Raw genomic sequence first — 18,822 nt, 5'->3', positions numbered from 1 at the left:
TTATTCGTCTCTCAAAGCATTCATAAACGTATCTCGTTCGATCATTTCTGCACCCAAACTCATCAGGTGTTCGTTTGGTACTTGGCAGTCTATCAAATTAACATTCGTTTTACTTAGAAAAATTAATGCTGCTTTTGATGCATTACTAACCTCGCTAAACATACTCTCGCCGCAAAAAACCTGGTTAATTTTCAATCCATATAAACCACCAACCAGTTTATCACCAATCCAAACTTCTACACTATGTGCAAGCCCGTTTTTATGAAGATTAATATAAGCTTCCTGCATTTCATTGGTAATCCAGGTACCACTCTGACCTGCCCTAAAAGTTGAAGCACACTTTTTTATTACTTCTGAAAAAGCCTTGTTAATTGTAATTTTAAAGATTTCGTCTTTAAAAATTTTCTTCATGCTTTTGCTGATTTTAATTCTATCAGGATAAATTACGCAACGCTGATGCGGTGAATACCATAGAATTGGCTCTCCTTCACTAAACCAGGGAAATATTCCATTAGAATAAGCCAAAAGCAATCTTTCCAAACTTAAATCACCTCCAATAGCAAGTAAACCATCATCTTCAGCAAGGGCAGGATTCGGGAAACTCAGGTCATCATCCGTTAGTTGAAAAAACATTCGGCTAAATTAAGAAACAAAACAAAGATTAAACCACCACGTTTTAAATAAGTCATACTATTAAAATTATCACTATGAGCCCGAAAGATAATTTCTATAAAGTAAAACACCTTTACAGTCGTGCTGGATTTGGTATATCTTTTAACGATTTACACAAACTCAGCAGAAAAAATATCGACAAGGTTATAAATACATTGTTTAAAGAAGCAAAAGAACAGGATGACATTACGCTAATTGATTCTGTTGCATCGAAACAGCAGCTTTTAATGCAGGCAGGTTTATATGCTAAAAAGGATTTAACCGACGAAGAGAAAAAGCAAAGGCAAGAAATTGTTCGTATGCAAAATGAAAAAAGCCGCGATTTAAACATTACCTGGATTGAAAAAATGATTAATACCAGTAATCCGCTTCGCGAGAAAATGACACTTTTTTGGCATGGCCATTTTGCTTGTAGAAGCAATAACCCAATGTTTGCACAGCAGCTTAATAATATCCAAAGAACAAATGGCCTGGGCAGTTTTAAAACTTTACTAATGGAAGTTTCCAAATCGCCAGCCATGCTACAATATTTAAATAATCAGCAAAACAGAAAAGGTAAACCAAACGAAAATTTCGCCCGTGAGCTGATGGAACTTTTTACTTTAGGGAGAGGGAATTACACCGAGCAAGACATTAAAGAATCAGCTCGTTCTTTTACCGGATGGATGTACGATAAAGACGGTTCCTTTATCTTCCGCCCGAACTTTCACGATGCAGGAACAAAAACCTTTTTTGGTAAAACTGGCAATTTTGATGGAGAAAATATTATCGATATTATTTTAGATAAACCTGAAACCGCCGATTTTATAGCCCGTAAAATTTATAAGTTCTTCGTAAACGATAATCCGAATGAAACACATGTTAAAGAATTAGCTACTCATTTTTTTAACTCTAAATATGATATTGGCGAACTGGTTAAAAAAATGTTCATATCAGATTGGTTTTATAGCCCAGAAAATGTTGGTACAAAAATTAAATCGCCAGTAGAATTTATTGTAGGCTTAAGCAGAGAATTTTATGTTACCTACAACAAACCCCAGGTTTTAATTCAATTGCAAAGCAGCTTAGGCCAATATTTATTTAATCCACCAAATGTTGCGGGTTGGCCTGGCGGTCAAAACTGGATTGATAGTTCTTCTTTAATGCTGCGTATGCGAATCCCATCTTTAGTTTTAAACGACGGAGAAATAGATTTTAGTGGTAAAGCTGATCCAGAAGATGAAGCCATAATCGCTCAAAGTCGCGCTGCAACAGCTACTGCAAACAACAAATCAAAACCAAAATCTTTTGTAGATGCAAAAGCCGATTGGCCAAAATTTTTAGAAACATTACCCAAAGGGATAAAACCAATAGAACTGGCAGATTTTATACTCCAGCCAAAGTTAAACGACAAAATTACCAGCATGATTAGCGACAATAAAGGCCTTAAAAGCACTTCAGTTGAGCTTACAAGTATGCCAGAATATCAACTTTGTTAAAAATTAAAAAGATGAACAGAAGAAATTTTTTAAGAAATACAAGTTTTGTGGCAGCTGGTTCTTTATTTGTTCCTGCTTTTATGAAACCACTTGAGGCAATGGCGCTCGATGAACTCAGCCTTTACAAAAATTTGGTTGTAGTACAGCTGTCTGGTGGTAATGATGGTTTAAATACAGTTATTCCATTTGGTAATGATATTTATTACCAAAAACGCAAAAGCATTGCTATAAAGCCTGAAGAAGTAATTAAATTAACGGATATGCAGGGTTTAAACCCAAACATGGCCGCTCTGCAAGAAATCCACGATCAAGGCTGGATGACGATAATTAATGATGTTGGATATCCTAATCCCGATCGTTCGCATTTCCGTTCGATGGACATTTGGCAAACCGCCAGCGATAGCAATCAGTTTTTATCAACAGGCTGGATCGGCAGATATTTGGATAGCAATTGCCAAACCTGTAAATTCCCTTATACCGCAATTGAGGTTGATGATTCCCTGTCGCTTGCTATGAAAGGTATGACCAAAAAAGGAATTGCTTTAAAAGATCCCGCCGCATTGTTCCGTAACACGAATGATCCGTTTTTTAAAGCCATGCTGCAAAATGACAAAGAACATTTAGATGAAGATAACTTAGGTTATCTGTACAAAACTATGATCGAAACATCGTCGTCTGCCAGTTACATTCAAAACACATCAAAAATTTATAAAAATACGGCAACCTATCCGCAATCTGGCTTTGCAAATCAGCTTAAAACGGTTTCCAAGTTTATATCTTCTGGATTAAAAACCAGGGTTTACTATGTATCATTGAGTGGTTTTGATACACACGTAAACCAAATTGGGCAGCAAGGTAACTTACTTAAGCAATATAGCGAAGGTATGGCCGCTTTTCTTAAAGATTTAAAAGCGAACAATAAGCTGGAAGATACTTTGGTAGTAACCTTTTCAGAGTTTGGCCGTCGGGTAGAGCAAAATGCCAGCAATGGAACCGATCATGGTACAGCCAACAATATGTTTATTTTTGGCGGCCGATTAAAAAAACAGGGTATTTTTAATGCGGCACCAAACCTTGGCGATTTAGATACTGGCGATTTAAAATATCAGTTAGACTTCCGTCAGGTTTATGGAACCATTTTAGATAAATGGCTCGATGTAAATAACGCCGATATTTTAAATAAAAAATTTAATAGCCTGGATTTTATATAATTTATTTGGGAAGCAAAGCCAATGGTATATTGGCGTTCCTTCCCAATTCATTGCTTATTTTTTAAGGAGCAAGAAAAAACACTTGTCCTTCAAAAGGCTCAGGACGACAATATTTTTGCCTTTTACAATAACAAAGTTTCCGAAAGTTCACGGTGAAAACCGAAATTATTACAAACAAGATATTTGGTTTCAAGCAGCAATTAAAACTGCTTTCTTTTCCTATCTGCTGAGCGTATTTCACCTGCCGAAAATATAAAGCTACTTCCTTTTTAAAACGTAAACGGCTATGCTGTCGTCTTTACCATTTTGCTTGCTGTAGGTTTGAAAAAGCTCATATCCATAGTTTTTTAATTTATTAATGCAATCAATTGGCGAATTGAATAATAAATCCTTACCATCATCATCCCTGATATTCGAATCTTTGCCCCTTTTTATTACTTGTCCGTAATCCAATCTTGAAATGTACTTATCTCCTCCATCATAAAAGCATTTAACTTCCATATAATCCGCACGAATATCGCTTAAGCGAACACCATTTACATTTTGAGCTTTAGCATCAGACAATGCAAAGCAAGCAACAACCGTTGCCAGTGCCATAAATTTTTTCATAATAAATTTCATTTTGTGTGTATCCTAAAATAAGAATTTATAGCCTTGGGTTTTCGAATGGTTTGTAACAAAATTGATTTTCACACATCTTAAAACAAAAACATACGATGAATTTTATAGGCAACATTATCTGGATTATCTTTGGAGGCATTTTCATTTTCTTCGAATACATTATCGGTGGATTAATACTTTGCCTAACCATTGTGGGTATTCCATTTGGTATTCAGTGTTTTAAGTTCGCCATTGTAGGCCTCGCTCCTTTTGGTGTTAAAATAACGGATACCTCATCAAATACAGGTTGCTTATCAACCATCATGAATATTATTTGGATATTATGCGGCGGCTTCTGGATTGCCTTAACACATTTCTTTTTCGGCATTTTGCTTTGCATAACTATAGTTGGCATTCCTTTCGGTCGCCAACATTTCAAACTGATGAATTTGGCTTTTACGCCTTTCGGAAAATCAATAAGTTAAGCTTTAATTAAACCAATTGTTATAGAATGTTGAATTGCTTCTAAGCTATTATTAAACAGACAAGTTTGAACATTAAGTGGTTTTAACTTCTCCAACAAAATTGCGGTTTCAACTTCCCTTTCCCGTCGAATGTTCCGAATATAAATTGCTTCGATATTTTTAGGATACTTTTCTGCAATTGAAGTATAAATAGCAGGATCTTGCTGAGAGTTATCTCCAAAAAAAACAAATTTTTGATTCGGGAATGCATCTAAAATTCGCATTACTCTTAGCAATTTGCCTTCATGCCCAGTTTTGCCCGTTTTAATTAAATCTTTCCAGCGTTTTAATGTATTTAAAAGGAAAGCGCCATCAGGCAGTTTATTGTATTTAAAAGTTTCTACAAGGTAATCGTACAAATTCCATTCACTACTACTCACATAAAAAAAAGGATTGGGTTGCTCAAAAGTTGTGTGCGCTAATGCCAATTGCTGGTAGTGGCTTGCCGCATTTGGAAAAGTTTTTCTTGTTCGCGGGTTTTTGATAAAAAGTTCTCTCATTCTCCGCCAAATTGTTGCCGAATGCGAAATCATTACCGTATCATCAACATCAGAAATAAATGCATATTGTGTAATATGAGGCACAAATATTTTCCCTTCACCTGAGCTTAAAACTTCACCATGCTCATCCAAAGCATCTATTTTTACAGAATGCCAACCCGCAGCAACATCTTTTTCGGCCTCCCATTCAAATTTAAAAAAACCATCTGCTTCTGTTTTATTGTAAATTGTTTGACCAAAAAACTGCAACCTTACCGCTACAAAGGCAAAAGGTTTTAATATAAATAATTTTAACAGATGACTGATATTGACGAACAGATTATCACTATAAACCTGATCGCTATTTGCCTTATACTTAAAAACATGACCATAAACTACCAAATTGTGAGTGTGACCATATCCATGATATATTTTTATACTAACAGATTTATTCATTATAGTTAAAACATGATTTGCATTAACTTGTTTTGATGTTACCAAAAGAGGTTAATCTCCATGAAATTACTATTCATTATCAACCCAGGTTCGGGTAGCCACAGTATAAATTTAAAGGAAGTAATTTCTATTCATTTTGAGCAAAAACAAATTGAAACAGATCTTTTCGAATTGCCCGATGATTGTTCTTTAGATAAAATTAAAGGCAAAATTTCAGAATCAAACGCAGATAAAGTTATTGCGGTTGGTGGCGACGGCACTTTGAAATTAGTAGCAGAATGTTTACTCAACAGCGAAATACCGATTGGAATAATCCCTGCTGGATCGGCAAACGGAATGGCTAAAGAATTGGGAATCCCAACTGATATAACCGATGCACTAAATTTACTCGAAACAGGCGAAGCAAAAAAAATTCACGTTGTAAAGCTTAATGATGAAATATGTATTCATTTATCTGATTTAGGCTTTAATGCTTACCTGGTAAAGAGATTTGATTCGTTACAAGAACGTGGAATGTGGGGTTATGCAAAAGCAACGTGGCACGCCTTATGGAATCATAAGAGAATGGATGTTGAATTGAAGCTTAAAAACGAGATTGTAAAATCCAGAGCTGCTATGGTTGCTATCGCCAACGCTACAATGTATGGCTCAGGATTGAAAATAAATCCTGATGGAAAACTAGACGATAAGCTTTTCGAAATAATTTTAGTTAAGGATTATTCTTATCTGGAAATACTGAAGATTTGGATTACAAAATTACCTTTTAATCCTAAAAAAATAGAAGTATTTCAAACAGATGAGGTTAAGATATTTTCCAAACACAAAGCTCATTTCCAGATTGATGGCGAATATATTGGAAAAGTAAATACTGTAGAGGCTAAAATTTTACCTGCTGCAATCTCTGTAATTGTTTAAAACACCTTACGATGAATTTGAATTGTAAAGTATAATCTAAAAAACTCTGCTATAAAACATATTTTAAAAAATATGTTGAACCAAACATCTTTAAGGTTTAACAGTTCTGGAATTAGGGTTATAAAACCAATTGAAAACACCCATATTAACAAACGAACTGGGAATTGAATATAGTAAGCAATAAAGCCAATTTTTTTAAAAAGCATTAATCCAATTGCAGAAACAAACAATAATGCAAAAAGCGGAAGTGTTAAAATAACTCTGGCTTGTGATAGAAACTCTTTAGGGATATCTTTTAGATGGGTGATGATTTCCCAAAATGGCTGAGCCAGTAATACAATACTAATAAGATCTAAAAGAGCAAAAATTCTAATGGTTAAACGCATTTATTTACAGTATTTGGAAAGATAATCGTTGGCTTTATCACTTCCTAAGTTTTTTACAAGATTAAAATCCTCGCAGGCTCCTTGTTTATCGCCTTGCTTTATTTTTTTAAGTGCCGTTTTAATCAGAACATCAAGATATTCGTCATCAATTCCAAGTTGCGATTTTATCGCCAAAATCTGCGCTTCCTGTTCTGGTGTAGCCTGATCTTTATTTTTATAGAAATTAATTACCGCATTGGTTAGTCCTTCTTCTGCCTCGTAAGAAACAATAGCAGCCTTTATATCTGCCTTGCTTTTACCTTCGCAATCGTAGCCCGATAGTCTGAAATTTACAGGTACTACAACCGAAATTGTTGTATCGTAACCCGCAGGAACCTGCCATTTACCACTACTCATACGCACCAAACGTAAGGCTTCATCATTTAACTCTGAAATAATACCTTTTGTAATTTTAGATGAATAAACCTTACCAGATTGATCTAATTTAAAGCTAACATTTACCGTTCCCTGAATGCAGTTTTGTTTAGAAAATGGAGGATAAATTGTATTGTTTTTTAAGAAGGAGGCAAATCCTGATGGACCACTTTTAAACTGTACCTGTGCCATAGCAAAGGTGCTGCAAAAAATAAAACACAGAATCATTAACTTCTTCATCAATCTAATTTACGTAAAAAACACTAAAGCAGAAAGCTTAAAGCTATTTCAAACTACAATCCAAAACGAGGTTGGGGTTTGGACAATTAGCCAAATACTTGTCACGCTCGGAGAATTTACAAACGCCAGGAAAGTCGCCCTTTAAACCACCCATATCTTCGATAATTTGGAAATGTAAATGCGGCGGCCAATTTCCGTTTTCTTCTTTAACGCCTAAGGTTGCAAAAGATTTTCCAGCGGGAATAAACTTCCCCTCCTCTAAATCTTTCAAAGAAGCTAAACTTAAATGCCCATATAGCGCATTAAATTTAAAGCCCTCGATTTCATAAGCTAAAATTATTGTAGCTCCGTAATCGCCGAAGTTATTGTTGTTGGCGAAACTATGAACGGTAGCATCAAAGAAATTGTAAACAGGTGTTTCAGCTGGCGCCCAAATATCAACACCTAGATGTAGCCTTCGGGGTTCCTCAGCTGTATCAAAGTGTACGCTTCTCGAATAAATTGTTCTATGCTCATTATAACCTCCAATACCATAAATGGCGTTATTAGTTTTAAGCTTTTGATTTACCCAAGCCGAAAAAAAATCTGTATTGTCTAAAATTTCATCCGTTAACTCCGTATTGGATACGGTAAAATCAAGCGGTAAGAGTTTATCAATTGAAGCATCAAAATCAACAACTTTTTTTATTAACGATGCGTTAGATTTAATAATCTGCTCAAAAGTTTTCATCAAACTATTCCGCTTCCTCGTCTGGCTGCCTTGGTTCTTTCGCTATCTTATCAAAAAGATGATCCATACGTTCTACGTATTCGTTTGTATCATCAACAAAGAAAGTAAGCTCGGGCACAACTCTTACCTGATGGCGAATTCTTGAACCCAATTTATATCTGATTTCTCCCGCGTGGGCATTAACCGTATTAATTGATAGTGTTGTATTATTGGTATTAAAAAAGCTTAAATAAACTTTTGCAACGGCCAAATCTGCCGAAACCCTTACACGGGTAATAGTTACCAGTGTATTTGGCAAAAATGCACCTCCCTCACGCTGAAAAACCTGTGCTAACTCCTCTTGTAGTACTCCTGCAAATTTTTGCTGACGTTTACTTTCCATAATTTTCGATCTATGTCAGTCTGAGCCTGTCGAAGACCATCCTGACTTTAATATCATCACTTCGACAAGCTCAGTGTGACAACTAATATAACAAATTACTATCATACGGATATCTTGCCACATGCGCAGCCTTTACTTTATCGTATAATAATGTTTTAAACTCTTCTATATTTTCTTTTTCCGTTGCCGATATAAACAAAACAGGAACTTTACCATGGCTCATCCAGCTTTTCTTAAAATCTTCAATGGTTAATTTACCATCACCATCTTCATCATCAACCTCTGGCGAAACATAAGCATCAATTTTATTAAAAACCAAGATCATATCCTTATCAATTGCACCAATATCTTTTAAGGTTTCGTTCACAATATGAATCTGATCTTCAAAGTTTGGATGCGAAACATCTACAACATGGATCAATAAATCTGCTTCCCTAACCTCATCTAATGTCGATTTAAAACACTCTACCAAATGGTGAGGTAATTTGCGAATAAAGCCAACGGTATCTGATAATAAAAAAGGTAAATTTTCTATAACAACCTTACGAACGGTTGTATCTAGAGTTGCAAACAATTTATTTTCGGCAAATACCTCCGATTTTGACAGCATATTCATAATCGTAGATTTACCAACATTGGTATAACCTACAAGTGCAACACGAATTAACTGACCGCGGTTTTTACGCTGCGTTTCATTTTGCCTGTCGATATTTCTTAAACGCTCTTTTAATAAAGAGATTTTGTTCAAAATAATCCTTCTATCACTTTCAATCTGCGTTTCACCTGGACCACGCATCCCGATACCCCCTTTTTGGCGTTCAAGGTGAGTCCACATACCAGTTAAACGAGGTAAAACATATTGTAATTGTGCCAATTCTACCTGAGTTTTAGCCTGTGCAGTTTGGGCCCTGCTAGCAAAAATATCCAGAATTAAATTACTTCTATCCAATACTTTAACGCCTAATTCACGATCAATATTACGCAATTGCGATGGCGATAACTCATCATCAAAAACCACTGTATCAATTTCTTCCGACTTTACGTAAGCTTTTATTTCTTCCAGCTTTCCTGTGCCTACAAAAGTTGCACGCTCGGGCTTTAACATCTTTTGAGTAAAGTTTTTTTCTACTCTGCCACCAGCTGTTTCAACCAAAAAGGCCAACTCATCTAAATATTCTTTTGTTTGCTCTTCCTTTTCGCCAGGTGTAATTACCCCAACCAAAATGGCTCGCTCCTGCACTACCGCAGTATCATATGTTTTTTGTTTTCCCATGAAATATGCACAAATATACGAAATTTGCAAACGTGTAATTCCATTTACAAACCATGCGGATGCAATAAAAGTTTTTTATTAATTAGAAAGTGAAAGCAACAAAGCTTTTGGCTCTTTCAATCCCGCTTTCCTTACAAGCTCCCGAAGAAAAATCGGGAGGCTTTTCATTCAATCGGGCTTATTTAACATAAGTTATATTCATTAATCTTTAAAAAAATTCTGCTAAAAAAATCAAAGCCACCCCGATTTAAAACAGAATGGCTTTAGTTTAAATATTTTAATTGTTAGTTATTGGAATACATAGGTTGCCGTAATGTCTGTTAACGTATTTCCGCTGCCCGTTTTCTTATCAACACTTTTACCATCGACAAAAATTTCGCAGTCAATAGTACCACCAGTGTGCGATGTTCCGTTAATTAATAATGCGTCGAATTGTTTAGCTGTCATATCGAATTTATACGAATACGGAAGAGACTGATTGCTAAACAATTCAGTTGCACCAGTTGCGTTTCTTCTAACAATGCTATATAGCGTTGTTAAGCCAGAGGGAGAAGTAATTCGATATTCAACTGAAACTTTTTTTGGGTAGCTATTTGTTGGCGATGGATCGTCGCTTTTTTTGCTACAAGAAGAAATGGTTAAACACAAAACAACCACTAAAGAAAATGATAATAATTTTAAAATTGATTTCATAGATTTTAATTTTATCGTGTATCATTCAAATGATATGCCATAAAATTTAATACTACAAAATTATTACAATTAAAACTACTAGATTGACTTAGTAAAAGCTTTGATTGCTTCTCCTGGGTTTTCGGTTTTCATAAAGTTTTCGCCAATCAGAAACCCATTAAATCCAGCACTTTTAAGTTGCTTAATCGTTTCTGGATTACTAATTGCACTTTCAGAAATCTTCATAAACTCATTTGGAATTTTATTAACCAAATCAAATGAAGTTTGAATATCAACTGTAAAATCAGCTAAATTTCTGTTGTTAACCCCAATCGCGTCTAAATTCGGACAAATACTTCTTTCCAGTTCTTCTAAATTATGAACTTCTAAAAGTACATTCAGGCCCAAATCTTTTGCGAATTTCCCAAAATCATTAATTTGTTTAGGCGTTAAAATTGCGGCAATCAGTAAAATAATGTCTGCTCCCCACGCTTTAGCTTCTAAAATCTGATATTCATCAATCATGAAATCCTTTCTCAAAACTGGAATACTATTAACTGCTCTCGCAGCAAGAATATCATCGGTTTTACCGCCGAAAAAATCGACATCAGTTAAAACAGAAAGTGCTGATGCACCAGCGTTATTATAAGCCTGAGTTACCTCAGCAACATCAGCAATGCCATTTATTAATCCTTTAGAGGGAGAACGACGTTTAAATTCAGCAATAATTCCGTTTCTATCATCAGCCAAAAGAAAATCCTTAAAAGAATATGGTTTACGGTTAAAATTAACTGAGTTTTCTAAATCAGCTATCGAAACCAATTGCTTGGCATCCGCAACTTCTTCTTTTTTACGTAATACAATTTTATCTAAAATGTTCATATAATTCATTAACCGTCATTACAAGGCACAAAGCAATCCTATTACTATAGCTATCAAACCCAAAGCATTAAGGTTGCTTCATGCCTCGCAACAACGAAGTGATTATTAATTCGTTAACCAATTCTCCATCATTTGCTTACCATATTCGGTCAGCACACTTTCAGGGTGAAACTGAACCCCACGCACATCAAGACTTTCATGTCTTAAAGCCATAATCTCGCTTTTATGATCTCTTGCGGTAATTTTTAAACACGAAGGAAAGTTTTCTTTACTAACCACCCAACTGTGGTATCGACCAACATTTATGGTTTGCGGGCATTCCCAAAATAAAAACTCATCGCCATCTACAACTGTAACAGGCGTAGCAATACCATGCATTGGTCTGCCAAGATTTAAAAGCTTTCCTCCAAAAACCTCGGCAATGGCCTGCTGACCCAAGCAAACGCCAAATATACTTTTTGTTGCTGCATAGGTTTTAATTACATCTAATAACAAGCCAGCTTCTTCTGGAATCCCAGGACCAGGTGAAAGGAGGATTTTATCATACTTATCAACGTCAGCCAAATCAAATTTATCGTTTCTCCAAACCTCAGCTTCGTAGCCAACTTCATTTATTAAATGCACTAAATTATAGGTGAAGCTATCGTAATTATCAATTACCAGAACTACCCCTTTGCCCCCTGAAGGGGGAATATTATTAATTTCCATTTCTTTAATTTCTAAAATATGAAATTTTATTTTTCACTAATAAACTAACACTACTAATTGTATATCTTTCTTACTTACAATTTATTACCTCACCTTCAGGGGTTAGGAATTAAATGCCTTCGGCCATTTCAACCGCCTTGCGTAGTGCCGCAATTTTATTGTTTACTTCCTGCATTTCTGTTTCCGGAACAGAATCGGCAACAATACCTGCACCAGCACGATAATGCAATTCATTGTTTTTACTCATAAAAGTTCTAATCATAATAGCATGATTAAAATCTTCGTTAAAGCCCATAAAACCAATTGCACCTGCATAAAAATTACGGCCAAGTTTTTCATTTTCGTCGATTAATTGCATGGCTTTATATTTCGGTGCACCACTTAAAGTTCCTGCCGGATAAGTATCGGCCACCACTTTAAATGCACTAACATCTTCCTGCAAATGACCACTAACTTTACTAACCAGGTGAATTAAATGAGAATAATACTGAACTTCTTTGAAAGATTTAACTTCAACACGATTACAATGTCTACTTAAATCATTTCTAGCCAAATCAACAAGCATTACGTGTTCAGCACTTTCTTTGGGATCTTGCTCCAGCTTTTTTGCTTGTTCTGCATCTTCTATATCATTACCGCTACGTTTAAAGGTTCCGGCAATGGGGAAAATATTTGCAGTGTTATTTTTAATTGTAATCTGAGCTTCGGGCGATGAACCAAAAAGTTTAAAATCGCCGTAATCGAAATAAAACAAATATGGAGATGGATTTATAGAACGTAAGCAACGATAAACATTAAATTCGTCTCCAGTAAAAGCTTGTTTAAATGCTCTTGAGGGAACAATCTGAAAAACATCTCCACGATAAATATGCTTCTGTAGCTTTTCTACAAGCTGCATAAAACCTTCGTCGGTTAAATTAGAAGTTTCTTCACCTTTAATTTGAAATTTATACTCAGGATAATTTTTATTCTGAATTAAATATTCCATTTTTTCTAAACCAGCTTCTTCCTCTCCATCAAAAGTGTTTTTGAATAGCGTGATCTCATTCTTGAAATGATCGATTGCAATAATGTAGCGATAAAGGTGGTATTGCATTTCAGGAATTCCTTCGCCTTCTGGTGTTTGAGAAGTGAACTTAATATCTTCGAAGTGCTGAACTGCATTCCAGGTAAAGTAACCAAATAAGCCGCTCGAAATAAACTTAATTTCGGGCAATTCGGTTTCCATAAACTTATCTTTAAACTCCGCAATTTGATCCGTTAAGTTTCCAACTTCTTTAATTTCTGCCGAGCCATCTGGAAAATAAGATTCCAACCTCGAACCTCTTAGAATAATCCCAGCAACAGGGTCGGCACACACAAAACTCATCGAATTTTCTCGACTATGATAATCGGAACTTTCGAGCAAAATACTATTCGGATAAACATCGCGTAAGCGAAGATATATACTTACCGGTGTAGTGGTATCGGCAAGCAGTTTTTTATATGTGGTATTAATTTTAAACATTTTCTTTTTTATTTCCTCGATGGTGACAGATTTTACTATAAATAAAAAGCCCTGCGTGTGGTTCTACGCAGGGCTTTAATGGTTCATTAATAAGGTTTAGGTTGATAAACTATATTTTGCATACGCTGCCTGCGCAATTCTGAGTTGAATTACCTTGCCAAAGCCATGTATGTATATTGCTGATCATGAGCAACAAAAATATAAAGAATTTTGAAAAATGGAAACTTTTATGAAAATAATTGAGTGAACGGTTATTTTCTTTAGAAGAATTGCAAGAGCAGGCTTTGTACAACCACGCTTCCTTTTCTTTTAATAAAAAAATCCTGCCCTCGGTAAAGAGCAGGACTAGAATTTATTTTAAAAAACGTTTAAGTCTTTTTAGTTAAATATTAAGAAATGCCAAAGAAACTTCTTCCAGGAACCTCTTTCACCATTAACAAAATTGTAACGATTATTAAAATTAAAGCCAAACCAAAGAAAACAGATATGGTTCTGTGTTTAGCTACAGCTTCAGTAACTTTTTTTGATTTTGCGTTTCCTACCGTAATTAAAATAATTGCAATAATCATCATGCTAATATGTTCCATTTTAAAATAACGAACTGCAGGTGCACCTTTACTACTTAATGCGTACCAACCCTCGCTAAAATAAAGCACTAAACCAATTAATAATTGAATATGGGCACTGATCAAAGTAAAAACATTAAGCTTTCTATCGCCCTCTGTATATTTCTTGTTTCCAAACCATCCTGATAAGGCTTTAATAACGGCGATAATTAATAACAAAAAAACAACATAGCGCCAACCAGAGTGCGCACTTTTTAAAATTTCGTTCATGATTATAATTTTATAGCACCAAAAATAGCTATTAATTGTAAAAAATAGGTTAATAAGCAATTTCAATGCTAATTTATATTAGTTTTAAACAAAATAAACCCCCTAAACATATTATGAAGAAAATTTTACTCGCCTTTGTGCTGGTATTTTCCTCTACAATTCTGTTTGCACAGCAAACTACCTACCCAGTTAATGGTTCTTATGACACAAGACCAGGTATGTTCGCTTTTACAAATGCAACAATTGTAGTAAATGCCACTCAAACTCTGTCGAATGCTACGTTATTAATTAAAGGCTCAACCATTCAGGCGGTTGGTGCTGGATTAGCCGTACCAAAAGGTTACGTTGTGGTAGATTTAAAAGGAAAATTTATTTACCCTTCTTTGGTTGATGCTTTTACAAGTTATGGTGTTCCTGAAGCAGCAGTTCAGGCACGTGGCTTTGGTGGTCAACGCCAGTCTATTTTTGTTTCCACTAAAAAAGGTGCTTATGGCTGGAACGAATCTATTAGACCAGAAACTTACGTAAAAAATATCTTTACTGCCGATGGTAAAAAGGCAGATGATTTACGTAAAGCAGGTTTCGGAAGTGTTAACGTAATCAGTCGCGATGGTATTGCCCGTGGTGTTTCTGCGGCAGTAACTTTAAACGATGCTGCTGATAACAACGTTTTCTTAAAAGATCAAACCGCAGCTAATTACTCATTTAACAAAGGAACATCATCTAACGATTACCCAACTTCATTGATGGGTTCTATCGCTTTGCTTCGTCAAACTTATTACGATGCGCAATGGTATGGCAAACAAAAAGATGAATACAATATTTCGTTAGAGGAGTTTGCTAAACAACAAAATATGCCTCAAATTTTCGAGGTTGATGGTTGGGCTAATGTTCTTCGTGCTAATAAAATCGGAAAAGAATTTGGCAAACAATACATCATCAAATCTACAGGCGATGAATACCAACGTATTGCAGAAGTTAAAGCTACAGGCGCAAGCTTAATTATTCCCTTATCATTCCCTAAAGCTTACGATGTTGAAGATCCTGCTGAAGCAAGAAACATTACTTTAACGCAAATGAAAGCTTGGGAAATGGCACCTACCAATGCATCAGCTTTAGAAAAAGCTGGAATTAAGTTTGCATTAACTACTTTCGGCTTAGAAAACACCCGCGATTTTTGGGCCAACATCCGAACAGCAATTGACAACGGTTTAACTGAAAAACAAGCTTTACAATCGGTTACTGAAATTCCTGCTTCACTTTTAGGCATTAGCGATAAAGTTGGTTCATTAGAAAAAGGTAAAGTTGCCAATTTCTTAATCTCATCTGATAACTTATTCAAAAAAGAAAATATAATTTTCGAAAACTGGGTTCAGGGCAAACGTTTCATTGTAAACAAAATGGATGTTGCTGATGTTCGCGGAAATTATAATTTAAATGTTGATGGTATTAGTGGCGGATTGCTTTTAAAAATCACAGGAACTGGTGGTGGCTCTACTGCAGCTATTGAAAGAAGTGGGGCAGATAGCGTTAAAGCAACAGCAACATTTACCAGAAATGGCGATTGGGTTAGCATCAATTTTAATTTAAAGAAAAACCCTAAAGGTGATGTTCGCTTAAGTGGTTATTTAACTTCAGCAAGCCCTTTAACTTTTAAAGGCGAAGTAGCATTACCTGATGGAACTTTCGGAAAATTTACTGCAACTTATAAAGACGCAGCGAAAGAAATGCCTAAACGTGATGAGCCAAAACCAACATTAGCTGTAGGCAGTTTGATTTTTCCTTTCGGTGCCTTCGGAAATACAGAATTACCTAAACAAGAAAGCGTTTTAATTAAAAACGCTACGGTTTGGACAAATGAAAAAGAAGGTGTTCTCCAAAATGCAGATGTACTTTTAGAAAACGGTAAAATTAAGGCCGTTGGAAAAAATTTATCGGCAGGAAGCGCAAAAGTAATCGATGGAACAGGCAAGCATGTTACCGCAGGTATTATTGATGAGCACTCGCACATTGCTGGTAGCGGTGGTATTAACGAAGGTGCTCAGTCGGTTTCTGCTGAAGTTCGTATTGCTGATATTATTAATTCGGAAGATGTAAATATTTATCGCCAGCTGGCGGGTGGTGTTACTACTTCTCAAATCCTACATGGCTCGGCAAATCCAATAGGTGGCCAATCTCAATTAATTAAATTGCGTTGGGGTAAAGCACCAGAAGAATTAAAATTTGCAGGTTCAGATGGCTTCATCAAATTCGCTTTAGGAGAAAATGTTAAGCAAAGTAATTTTGGTACCGGTGCTCGTTTCCCTGTAACACGTATGGGTGTAGAACAAACTTTTGTTGATGAGTTTACCCGTGCCAAAGAATATGAAAAAGCAATTTCTGCTAAAGGAAGTAATGTACGCAGAGATTTAGAATTAGATGCAATTGTAGAAATTCTGAATAATAAACGCTTCATCACTTGTCACTCTTATGTACAAAGTGAAATCAATATGTTAATCCATGTTGCAGATAGCTTGGGCTTCAAAATCAATACATTCACTCACATTTTAGAAGGTTATAAAGTGGCCGATAAAATGAAAGCTCATGGTATTGCTGGCTCTACTTTTTCAGATTGGTGGGCTTACAAAAATGAAGTTGCAGAAGCAATTCCTTTCAACGGAAAAATTATGCATAACGTTGGAGTAACAACTGCTTTCAACTCTGATGATGCTGAAATGGCTCGTCATCTAAACCAGGAAGCAGGAAAATCAGTGCTTTACGGTAACGTGCCTGAAGAAGATGCTTTAAAATTTGTAACGCTTAATCCTGCCAAAATGCTTCATATTGATGATAAAGTAGGTAGTTTAAAGCCTGGTAAAGATGCGGATGTGGTAATCTGGTCGGCTAATCCTCTATCAATTTATGCTAAAGCAGAAAAAACTTTTGTTGATGGGATTTCCTACTGGGATATAGATAAAGATGCTCAGGTTATTAAATCTCAGCAGGCAGAAAAAGCTCGTTTAATTCAAAAGATGTTAGAAAGTAAAACCAGCGGTGTTCGTACACAACGTCCATTTGGTAATGCACCACGTCTTTACAATTGCGAAACATTGGAAGATTATTCAGCAGAATTAAACGAAACAGAACATGCGCACTAATATGAAAACATATATATTCAGTCTGGCATTATCGGCATCGAGCCTGATGTGCTTTGCACAAGCCAACATATCGCCCGCAAAAAAACAAAGCAGGACCATTGCCATTACCGGCGCAACTGTACACGTAGGTAACGGAACAGTTATTGAAAATGGAACCATTCTTTTTGGTAACGGCAAAATTATATCGGTTGCAGCGAACGGACAAGTTCCTGCAGATGATGTAATGAGAATTGTTGCCACAGGGAAACACATTTATCCTGGCTTTATTGCCGCAACCACAAATTTAGGTTTAGCGGAAACAGAATCAATAAAAGCGACTTTAGATTTCCAGGAAATTGGAGACTATAATGCGCATATCCGCTCGATCGTGGCTTACAATACCGATTCGAAAGTACCGGCAACTTTACGGAGCAATGGTGTTTTAATGGCACAACCTACACCGCAGGGCGGAACGATTTCAGGCAGTTCATCTGTTGTTCAGTTAGATGCGTGGAATTGGGAAGATGCATCCATTAAAACAGATGATGCAATGCACATGACCTGGCCTGTTACACCACGTTTTAGAGGTGGTTTTGGTGGCTTCGGCAGACCAGCTGCTTCGCCAGAAATGTTAAACGAACGCACACAAGCAGCTATCAATCAGTTAACCTCTTTCTTCGCCGAAGCAAAGGCTTATTCAGAAATGGGAAAACCAGAAGTGATTAATACCCGTTTCGAAGCCATGAAACCTGTTTTCACAGGCAAAGAAAAACTATTTATAGCGGCCGAAAGCCAGAAGGATATTGTTGCAGCGGTAAACTTTGCCAAAAAATTCGGAATTACACCTGTTATTACGGGTGCCGATGAGGCTTATTTGGTGATCGATTTCTTAAAAGATAACAATGTTTCGGTTGTGGTTAAACAACCTCACGCCTTACCAAACAACAACGATGATGATGTAAACATGCCGTACAAAAATGCAGCTATTTTAGCGAATGCAGGCTTAAATGTTGTTTTAAGCATCGATGGCTATTGGCAGCAACGTAATCTTCCTTTTATGGCGGGTACGGTTACAGCATGGGGTTTAGATAAGGAAAAAGCGCTATCAACCATTACCCTAAATGCAGCCAAAGCAATGGGCGTTGATAAAACAACAGGCAGTATAGAGACTGGTAAAGATGCTACTTTCTTTATTTCTGCAGGTGATGCTTTAGATATGCGAACCAACAAAGTAGAGCAGGCATTTATCCAGGGCAGAGATATTAACCTGGATAATTTACACAAACAACTGGATAAAAAATTCAGCGATAAATACACCGCTGAAAAGAAATAGCTAACATT

General features: G+C 36.0%; 19 protein-coding genes. 6 read left to right on the top strand and 13 right to left on the bottom strand.

Annotated features, from left to right (window positions below; all coding sequences use genetic code 11):
• Positions 1-633, bottom strand: a complete 633-nt coding sequence (gene aat / locus ABD692_RS09625) for a leucyl/phenylalanyl-tRNA--protein transferase (RefSeq protein WP_344766582.1) — start codon at positions 631-633, stop codon at positions 1-3.
• Positions 634-707: 74 nt separating this feature from the next.
• Here aat and ABD692_RS09620 point away from each other — a divergent pair, with 74 nt between their 5' ends.
• Entirely contained in the window at positions 708-2,150 is a 1,443-nt protein-coding gene (locus ABD692_RS09620) for a DUF1800 domain-containing protein (RefSeq protein ID WP_344766580.1), read from the top strand.
• Between the two features lie 11 nt (positions 2,151-2,161).
• Positions 2,162-3,361, top strand: coding sequence for a DUF1501 domain-containing protein (locus tag ABD692_RS09615; RefSeq protein WP_344766578.1), 1,200 nt, complete (start codon positions 2,162-2,164; stop codon positions 3,359-3,361).
• A gap of 258 nt (positions 3,362-3,619) precedes the next feature.
• Here the strand turns inward: ABD692_RS09615 and ABD692_RS09610 are convergent, their stop codons facing one another.
• On the bottom strand, positions 3,620-3,970 hold the full coding sequence (locus tag ABD692_RS09610) for a hypothetical protein (RefSeq protein WP_316755722.1): 351 nt from the start codon (positions 3,968-3,970) through the stop codon (positions 3,620-3,622).
• A gap of 107 nt (positions 3,971-4,077) precedes the next feature.
• On the opposite strand from ABD692_RS09610, the gene ABD692_RS09605 reads away from it, so the two are divergent.
• A complete protein-coding gene (locus ABD692_RS09605) occupies positions 4,078-4,446 on the top strand; it encodes a YccF domain-containing protein (protein WP_316755719.1) in 369 nt (122 codons plus the stop codon).
• Here the strand turns inward: ABD692_RS09605 and ABD692_RS09600 are convergent.
• A complete protein-coding gene (locus tag ABD692_RS09600) occupies positions 4,443-5,420 on the bottom strand; it encodes an App1 family protein phosphatidate phosphatase (RefSeq protein ID WP_344766575.1) in 978 nt (325 codons plus the stop codon). The two genes, ABD692_RS09605 and ABD692_RS09600, sit on opposite strands and share 4 nt — an antisense overlap.
• A 60-nt stretch (positions 5,421-5,480) precedes the next feature.
• Between ABD692_RS09600 and ABD692_RS09595 the strand changes: the two genes are divergently transcribed.
• Positions 5,481-6,335 (top strand): diacylglycerol/lipid kinase family protein, encoded by an 855-nt coding sequence (locus tag ABD692_RS09595; protein ID WP_344766573.1) that lies wholly within the window; start codon positions 5,481-5,483, stop codon positions 6,333-6,335.
• On the opposite strand, the gene ABD692_RS09590 is transcribed toward ABD692_RS09595, so the two are convergent.
• The 10 genes from ABD692_RS09590 to ABD692_RS09545 all read right to left on the bottom strand — a co-directional run bounded on the left by ABD692_RS09590 (position 6,332) and on the right by ABD692_RS09545 (position 14,365).
• On the bottom strand, positions 6,332-6,721 hold the full coding sequence (locus ABD692_RS09590) for a hypothetical protein (RefSeq protein ID WP_344766571.1): 390 nt from the start codon (positions 6,719-6,721) through the stop codon (positions 6,332-6,334). The genes ABD692_RS09595 and ABD692_RS09590 overlap by 4 nt on opposite strands.
• On the bottom strand, positions 6,722-7,375 hold the full coding sequence (locus ABD692_RS09585; protein WP_344766569.1) for an energy transducer TonB: 654 nt from the start codon (positions 7,373-7,375) through the stop codon (positions 6,722-6,724). It abuts the gene before it with no gap.
• 43 nt (positions 7,376-7,418) lie between these two features.
• Entirely contained in the window at positions 7,419-8,105 is a 687-nt protein-coding gene (locus tag ABD692_RS09580) for a peptidoglycan DD-metalloendopeptidase family protein (RefSeq protein WP_344766567.1), read from the bottom strand.
• Positions 8,106-8,109: 4 nt separating this feature from the next.
• Entirely contained in the window at positions 8,110-8,487 is a 378-nt protein-coding gene (rbfA, locus tag ABD692_RS09575) for a 30S ribosome-binding factor RbfA (RefSeq protein WP_316755706.1), read from the bottom strand.
• 82 nt (positions 8,488-8,569) lie between these two features.
• On the bottom strand, positions 8,570-9,760 hold the full coding sequence (hflX, locus tag ABD692_RS09570) for a GTPase HflX (protein ID WP_344766564.1): 1,191 nt from the start codon (positions 9,758-9,760) through the stop codon (positions 8,570-8,572).
• 288 nt (positions 9,761-10,048) lie between these two features.
• On the bottom strand, positions 10,049-10,453 hold the full coding sequence (locus ABD692_RS09565; protein ID WP_316755703.1) for a hypothetical protein: 405 nt from the start codon (positions 10,451-10,453) through the stop codon (positions 10,049-10,051).
• 78 nt (positions 10,454-10,531) lie between these two features.
• The gene (trpC, locus tag ABD692_RS09560; RefSeq protein ID WP_316755701.1) at positions 10,532-11,314 is read right to left on the bottom strand and encodes an indole-3-glycerol phosphate synthase TrpC; all 783 of its coding nucleotides are present in this window, start codon (positions 11,312-11,314) and stop codon (positions 10,532-10,534) included.
• A gap of 105 nt (positions 11,315-11,419) precedes the next feature.
• Complete coding sequence (locus tag ABD692_RS09555) at positions 11,420-12,022, bottom strand: anthranilate synthase component II (RefSeq protein ID WP_316755699.1); 603 nt, start codon at positions 12,020-12,022, stop codon at positions 11,420-11,422.
• Positions 12,023-12,131: 109 nt separating this feature from the next.
• On the bottom strand, positions 12,132-13,529 hold the full coding sequence (locus tag ABD692_RS09550; RefSeq protein WP_344766561.1) for an anthranilate synthase component I family protein: 1,398 nt from the start codon (positions 13,527-13,529) through the stop codon (positions 12,132-12,134).
• Positions 13,530-13,918: 389 nt separating this feature from the next.
• Positions 13,919-14,365, bottom strand: a complete 447-nt coding sequence (locus ABD692_RS09545; protein WP_316755695.1) for a cytochrome B — start codon at positions 14,363-14,365, stop codon at positions 13,919-13,921.
• Between the two features lie 113 nt (positions 14,366-14,478).
• Here ABD692_RS09545 and ABD692_RS09540 point away from each other — a divergent pair, with 113 nt between their 5' ends.
• Both ABD692_RS09540 and ABD692_RS09535 read left to right on the top strand, forming a co-directional pair.
• Positions 14,479-17,502 carry an amidohydrolase family protein gene (locus tag ABD692_RS09540; RefSeq protein WP_316755693.1) on the top strand — a complete coding sequence of 1,008 codons (3,024 nt, stop codon included), beginning with the start codon at positions 14,479-14,481 and terminating at the stop codon, positions 17,500-17,502.
• Between the two features lies 1 nt (position 17,503).
• Positions 17,504-18,814, top strand: a complete 1,311-nt coding sequence (locus ABD692_RS09535) for an amidohydrolase family protein (RefSeq protein WP_344766558.1) — start codon at positions 17,504-17,506, stop codon at positions 18,812-18,814.
• The last annotated feature ends 8 nt before the right edge of the window (positions 18,815-18,822 follow it).

The sequence above is a fragment of the Pedobacter ginsengiterrae genome, from assembly GCF_039537385.1.
GTDB lineage: Bacteria > Bacteroidota > Bacteroidia > Sphingobacteriales > Sphingobacteriaceae > Pedobacter > Pedobacter ginsengiterrae.
The sequence above is the reverse complement of the archived record's forward strand: the minus strand, read 5'-3'. Positions and strand labels throughout refer to the sequence as shown.

Coding starts and splice junctions, on each gene's coding strand:
- aat (WP_344766582.1), bottom strand. CDS start 633: ATGTTTTTTCAACTAACGGATGATGACCTGAGTTTCCCGAATCCTGCC.
- ABD692_RS09620 (WP_344766580.1), top strand. CDS start 708: ATGAGCCCGAAAGATAATTTCTATAAAGTAAAACACCTTTACAGTCGT.
- ABD692_RS09615 (WP_344766578.1), top strand. CDS start 2,162: ATGAACAGAAGAAATTTTTTAAGAAATACAAGTTTTGTGGCAGCTGGT.
- ABD692_RS09610 (WP_316755722.1), bottom strand. CDS start 3,970: ATGAAAAAATTTATGGCACTGGCAACGGTTGTTGCTTGCTTTGCATTG.
- ABD692_RS09605 (WP_316755719.1), top strand. CDS start 4,078: ATGAATTTTATAGGCAACATTATCTGGATTATCTTTGGAGGCATTTTC.
- ABD692_RS09600 (WP_344766575.1), bottom strand. CDS start 5,420: ATGAATAAATCTGTTAGTATAAAAATATATCATGGATATGGTCACACT.
- ABD692_RS09595 (WP_344766573.1), top strand. CDS start 5,481: ATGAAATTACTATTCATTATCAACCCAGGTTCGGGTAGCCACAGTATA.
- ABD692_RS09590 (WP_344766571.1), bottom strand. CDS start 6,721: ATGCGTTTAACCATTAGAATTTTTGCTCTTTTAGATCTTATTAGTATT.
- ABD692_RS09585 (WP_344766569.1), bottom strand. CDS start 7,375: ATGAAGAAGTTAATGATTCTGTGTTTTATTTTTTGCAGCACCTTTGCT.
- ABD692_RS09580 (WP_344766567.1), bottom strand. CDS start 8,105: ATGAAAACTTTTGAGCAGATTATTAAATCTAACGCATCGTTAATAAAA.
- rbfA (WP_316755706.1), bottom strand. CDS start 8,487: ATGGAAAGTAAACGTCAGCAAAAATTTGCAGGAGTACTACAAGAGGAG.
- hflX (WP_344766564.1), bottom strand. CDS start 9,760: ATGGGAAAACAAAAAACATATGATACTGCGGTAGTGCAGGAGCGAGCC.
- ABD692_RS09565 (WP_316755703.1), bottom strand. CDS start 10,453: ATGAAATCAATTTTAAAATTATTATCATTTTCTTTAGTGGTTGTTTTG.
- trpC (WP_316755701.1), bottom strand. CDS start 11,314: ATGAACATTTTAGATAAAATTGTATTACGTAAAAAAGAAGAAGTTGCG.
- ABD692_RS09555 (WP_316755699.1), bottom strand. CDS start 12,022: ATGGAAATTAATAATATTCCCCCTTCAGGGGGCAAAGGGGTAGTTCTG.
- ABD692_RS09550 (WP_344766561.1), bottom strand. CDS start 13,529: ATGTTTAAAATTAATACCACATATAAAAAACTGCTTGCCGATACCACT.
- ABD692_RS09545 (WP_316755695.1), bottom strand. CDS start 14,365: ATGAACGAAATTTTAAAAAGTGCGCACTCTGGTTGGCGCTATGTTGTT.
- ABD692_RS09540 (WP_316755693.1), top strand. CDS start 14,479: ATGAAGAAAATTTTACTCGCCTTTGTGCTGGTATTTTCCTCTACAATT.
- ABD692_RS09535 (WP_344766558.1), top strand. CDS start 17,504: ATGAAAACATATATATTCAGTCTGGCATTATCGGCATCGAGCCTGATG.